General features: G+C 42.6%; 4 protein-coding genes, 1 pseudogene and 1 other annotated feature. Of the genes and pseudogenes, 4 read left to right on the top strand and 1 reads right to left on the bottom strand.

The features are described 5' to 3' along the window. Positions 1-97: a sequence feature (AL1L pseudoknot), on the bottom strand. This feature is flagged as partial in the annotation. Beyond that, positions 1-323, bottom strand: a pseudogene (locus tag VLN09_RS07960) (IS3 family transposase); the annotation flags it as partial. It overlaps the preceding feature by 97 nt. A 417-nt stretch (positions 324-740) precedes the next feature. Between VLN09_RS07960 and VLN09_RS07955 the strand changes: the two are divergent. The 4 genes from VLN09_RS07955 to VLN09_RS07940 form a co-directional block, all read left to right on the top strand. Next, positions 741-1,778: a DUF1852 domain-containing protein gene (locus tag VLN09_RS07955; protein WP_325245341.1), complete on the top strand. Its 1,038-nt coding sequence runs from the start codon at positions 741-743 to the stop codon at positions 1,776-1,778. A 54-nt stretch (positions 1,779-1,832) separates the two neighbouring features. Beyond that, positions 1,833-2,861 (top strand): methionine synthase, encoded by a 1,029-nt coding sequence (locus VLN09_RS07950; protein WP_325245339.1) that lies wholly within the window; start codon positions 1,833-1,835, stop codon positions 2,859-2,861. Between the two features lie 74 nt (positions 2,862-2,935). Further along, a complete protein-coding gene (locus VLN09_RS07945; protein ID WP_325245343.1) occupies positions 2,936-3,394 on the top strand; it encodes a flavin reductase in 459 nt (152 codons plus the stop codon). Positions 3,395-3,514: 120 nt separating this feature from the next. Continuing rightward, a partial coding sequence (locus VLN09_RS07940) for a sulfite exporter TauE/SafE family protein (RefSeq protein WP_325245337.1) occupies positions 3,515-4,204 on the top strand: 690 nt, incomplete at its 3' end.

The raw sequence follows: 4,204 nt of genomic DNA, 5'->3' as shown, positions 1-4,204 counted from the left end.
GATAGATTGGCTCGATCCCATAACGACCTCTATGATCATCAATAAACTGAACCATTACTTGGGTGGACGGTCGAGCTCCGCTTGGGCGAAAAAAGCAACAGCCTTGCGTATTATCTCGTTGGCTTGCTTGAGCTCTCTATTTTCGCGTTCAAGCTCTTTAATACGTTGCTCTTGGCTTTGAGCTTGTACTGAGGCAGGAATGGTTTGGTCTATGTGCTTCTTTGCCACAATCGCAGGGTCTCAGGCGTACAGCCAATCTTAGAGGCTATGGCTTGAATGGCTGACCATGTGGAGGGATAATCGCCTGCTGCTTCAATGAGCATGCGAACGGCGCGTTCTTTAATCTCGGAAGTGTAGGTTTGTATTTTCCTCAGGAGTGTAGTTTCGTGTTCTCATTGTCGTATTCTCTCAGAATATTGAGTCTCCGACACTACCGGGGCGGTTCACTTTTAAGCTTACTGGGCCATGTCTAGAATGAGATTATAAATTTTCCTAGATTATTGTACCTCTCTATGACAACTCCTTAACGTCCTTTACAGGCTTAATATTTATTAAGTCTGTCGTCAAAATATCCACTATCCCATCCTCTTTCATCTCATATAACTAGCAACATGAATTTTATTCATCTTTAGTTTAGATAGTATCATTTTTATTCATGTTTTGGTTCAGGTATGATTCATCTCATACACAAATTTGGTTTTATCTCAAATAATGAGATTAGATTAAGGTAGCGGATTATCATGAGTAAACAGTTTATATATTCCATCTCGAGCATTCGTTTTGATGAGAACTATCGTCCTGCAAACAGCACGCGTCTGACCACTAACTTTGCGAACTTGGCTCGTGGCGAGCATCGTAAAGAGAACTTACACAAAACGCTGACTATGATAAATAATCGTTTTAATACCTTGGCGCACTGGGATAATCCGACCGCAGACCGTTATTCTGTTGAGGTTGATATTATTTCTGTCGATATGGATATTGAAGGCAATGGTCAGACATTCCCTTCCATCGATACGCTGAAAACAACGATCATTGACCATAAAGAAAATAAGGTCATTGACGGTATGATCGGCAACAGTTTCTCATCTTATGTACGCGATTATGACTTTAGTGTGGTACTGCCAGAGCATCGCGACAAAAACTTAGCATCAATAACGCCAGAGGATTTTGGTGACCTGCATGGCAAGCTATTTCAATACTTATTAAACTCAGAGGCATACCAAGCCAATTTTACTAAAAAACCAGTGATTTGCCTGAGTGTTTCTACCAGTAAAACTTATCAGCGTACGACCAATCAGCATCCGGTATTAGGGGTTGAGTATAGACAAGATGACTATTCGTTGACCGATGACTACTTCCATAAGATGGGCTTAATGGTGCGTTATTTTATGCCTACTGGTAGTGTTGCACCATTGGCGTTTTATTTTGCCGGTGATTTGCTGAGTGATTACACCGACCTTGAGCTTATCAGTGCAATCAGTACCATGGAGACTTTCCAAAAGATTTATCGCCCTGAGATTTACAATGCCAATTCAAGCGCAGGTGAAGTATATCAACCTAGCTTGAAGTATCAAGATTATTCACTGACTCAGATTGTATATGACCGCGCAGAGCGCAGCCAAATGGCGGTGACGCAAGGTAAGTTTACTGAAGAGCAGTTTATCAAACCATACCAAGCCATACTTGAAGAGTGGGCGGCAAGCTATGATGTTGCAAGCGAGACTGTTCAAAGAGAAGCGGCTAAAAAAGAAACGGCTAAAAAACAGGCCGCTTAATTAATTTAACTCTAGCCGAAATATAGAATACAAATTAATAAGAAGATGAATCACATGAAACTATTATTACCGACGTCAACAGCGGGTAGCTTACCGAAACCTTCTTGGCTAGCAGAACCTGAGAAAATCTGGTCACCTTGGGCATTAGAAGGTGAGCAACTGCTTGAAGCCAAACAAGATGCTCTACGTGTGTCATTACAAGAACAGAAACATGCAGGTATTGATATTGTCAGTGATGGTGAGCAAACACGTCAGCATTTTGTGACCACCTTTATTGAATATCTTGATGGCGTCGATTTTGAGAAGCGTGAAACGGTGCGTATTCGTAATCGTTATGATGCCAGTGTGCCATCAGTCGTTGGAGCAGTTAGCCGTCAAAAGCCAGTATTTGTTGACGATGCGAAGTTTTTACGTCAGCAAACCGATCAGCCAATCAAATGGGCGCTACCCGGTCCGATGACCATGATTGATACGTTATACGATGGTCACTATAAAAGCCGTGAGAAATTGGCTTGGGAATTTGCTAAAATTCTTAATCAAGAAGCGAGAGAGTTAGAAGCGGCTGGTGTGGATATTATCCAATTCGATGAGCCGGCGTTTAATGTGTTCTTCGATGATGTGAACGACTGGGGTATCGCTACGTTAGAGCGTGCCATTGAAGGTCTAAAATGTGAAACAGCAGTGCATATCTGTTATGGCTATGGTATCAAAGCCAATACTGATTGGAAAAAAACACTGGGTTCAGAGTGGCGTCAATATGAGCAAGCCTTTCCGAAATTGCAACAGTCTAATATCGATATTGTCTCACTCGAGTGTCAAAACTCACATGTGCCCATGGATTTAATTGAATTGATTCGCGGTAAAAAAGTGATGATCGGTGCCATTGATGTGGCAACCAATACCATTGAGACTCCTGAAGAGGTTGCAGATACGCTACGCAAAGCTTTGCAATTCGTCGATGCGGACAAGCTCTATCCGTCGACCAACTGCGGCATGGCACCCTTGTCTCGCCAAGTGGCACAAGGTAAATTAAAAGCGTTAAGTGCAGGTGCAGAAATCGTTCGTAAAGAACTGACTGCCTAGTATTTACAAGTAAATATCAGTACGTGCCAGTACTTACTGAGCCCAAATTTAGGATTGCAGCAATGATTAAAGATATGATTGAAGCAACTGATTTTAGAGACGGCATGTCTTTGTTAACGACGGCGGTCAATATTGTCACCACAGAAGGTGCATCTGGTGCTCATGGCTTTACGGCCTCTGCGGTATGTAGCGTCACAGATAACCCGCCAACCTTACTTGTCTGTATGAATCAAACCTCTCGATCACACGCCCATTTCATTGACAACAAAACTTTATGTGTCAATGTATTAGGCGCACAGCATGAATATATATCTAATGCATTTGCCTCCAAACTAGGCTCAGAAGAACGATTTCAACAGGGCTCTTGGACTGAAATGGCAACAGGTGCGCCTGTTTTAGAAGATGCGTTGGTCAGCTTTGATTGTGAGATTGAGCACATTCAGGAAGTTGGCACGCACAGTGTTTTTATGTGCCGTGTTGTCGCCATCAAAAAAGCGGAACAACAAAGCGGGGCTGATGAAAGTTTGGTATAATTTAATCGCGCTTATCATCAAGTTGGTCAAGTAGAAATCGCTTGAGTCAGTGCTTTAATAAATTATCATTTAACAAAAACAATCCTTTAACCAATCATTTAAACGAGAAGTAATTATCCTGTGGAATTAATCATTTTCTTAATAATAGGCGCTCTAGCAGGATTTGCTGCGGGGCTTTTCGGCGTGGGCGGTGGAACGATTATCGTGCCACTGCTATTTATCGTCTTTACGCAAATGGGTTACAGTCCTGACAATATTATGCATTTAGCATTAGGGACGTCACTCGCGACTATTATTGTCACCTCTATAAGCTCTTTAATGGCACATAATAAAAAAGGCGCAGTCATGTGGCCTGTGTTTAAAAATCTGGCACCAGGTTTGGCGATTGGCTGCTTTTTAGGGGCAGGAATCGCAGGGCAGATCTCAGGCATTTATCTTCAGCTCATTGTTGGTGTATTTTTGCTGTGGGTTGCCTATAAAATGTTTACTGATGGCAAAAAGAAGGTAGACAACAATGCCAATCCTATCAATATGACACTTCCTTCAAAACCTAAGCAATTAGCGGCAGGTGGGGTTATCGGTGTGGCTTCTGCCATATTTGGTATCGGCGGCGGCAGCTTAACAGTACCTTATCTCACGCGCTATGGAGTGGTCATGCAAAAAGCAGTTGGCACGTCGGCAGCGTGTGGACTGCCTATCGCTTTTGCTGGGGCGTTAGGGTTTATGATTTTCGGGATGCAGCAACAAATCAATGTGCCCAATACTATTGGCTTTGTGCATATTTATGCCTTCTTAGGGATTAGCATCATG

This window comes from Psychrobacter sp., assembly GCF_035469765.1.
GTDB lineage: Bacteria > Pseudomonadota > Gammaproteobacteria > Pseudomonadales > Moraxellaceae > Psychrobacter.
Note: the sequence above shows the minus strand (reverse complement) of the source record. Positions and strands in the feature narration are given on the sequence as shown.

Coding starts and splice junctions, on each gene's coding strand:
- VLN09_RS07955 (WP_325245341.1), top strand. CDS start 741: ATGAGTAAACAGTTTATATATTCCATCTCGAGCATTCGTTTTGATGAG.
- VLN09_RS07950 (WP_325245339.1), top strand. CDS start 1,833: ATGAAACTATTATTACCGACGTCAACAGCGGGTAGCTTACCGAAACCT.
- VLN09_RS07945 (WP_325245343.1), top strand. CDS start 2,936: ATGATTGAAGCAACTGATTTTAGAGACGGCATGTCTTTGTTAACGACG.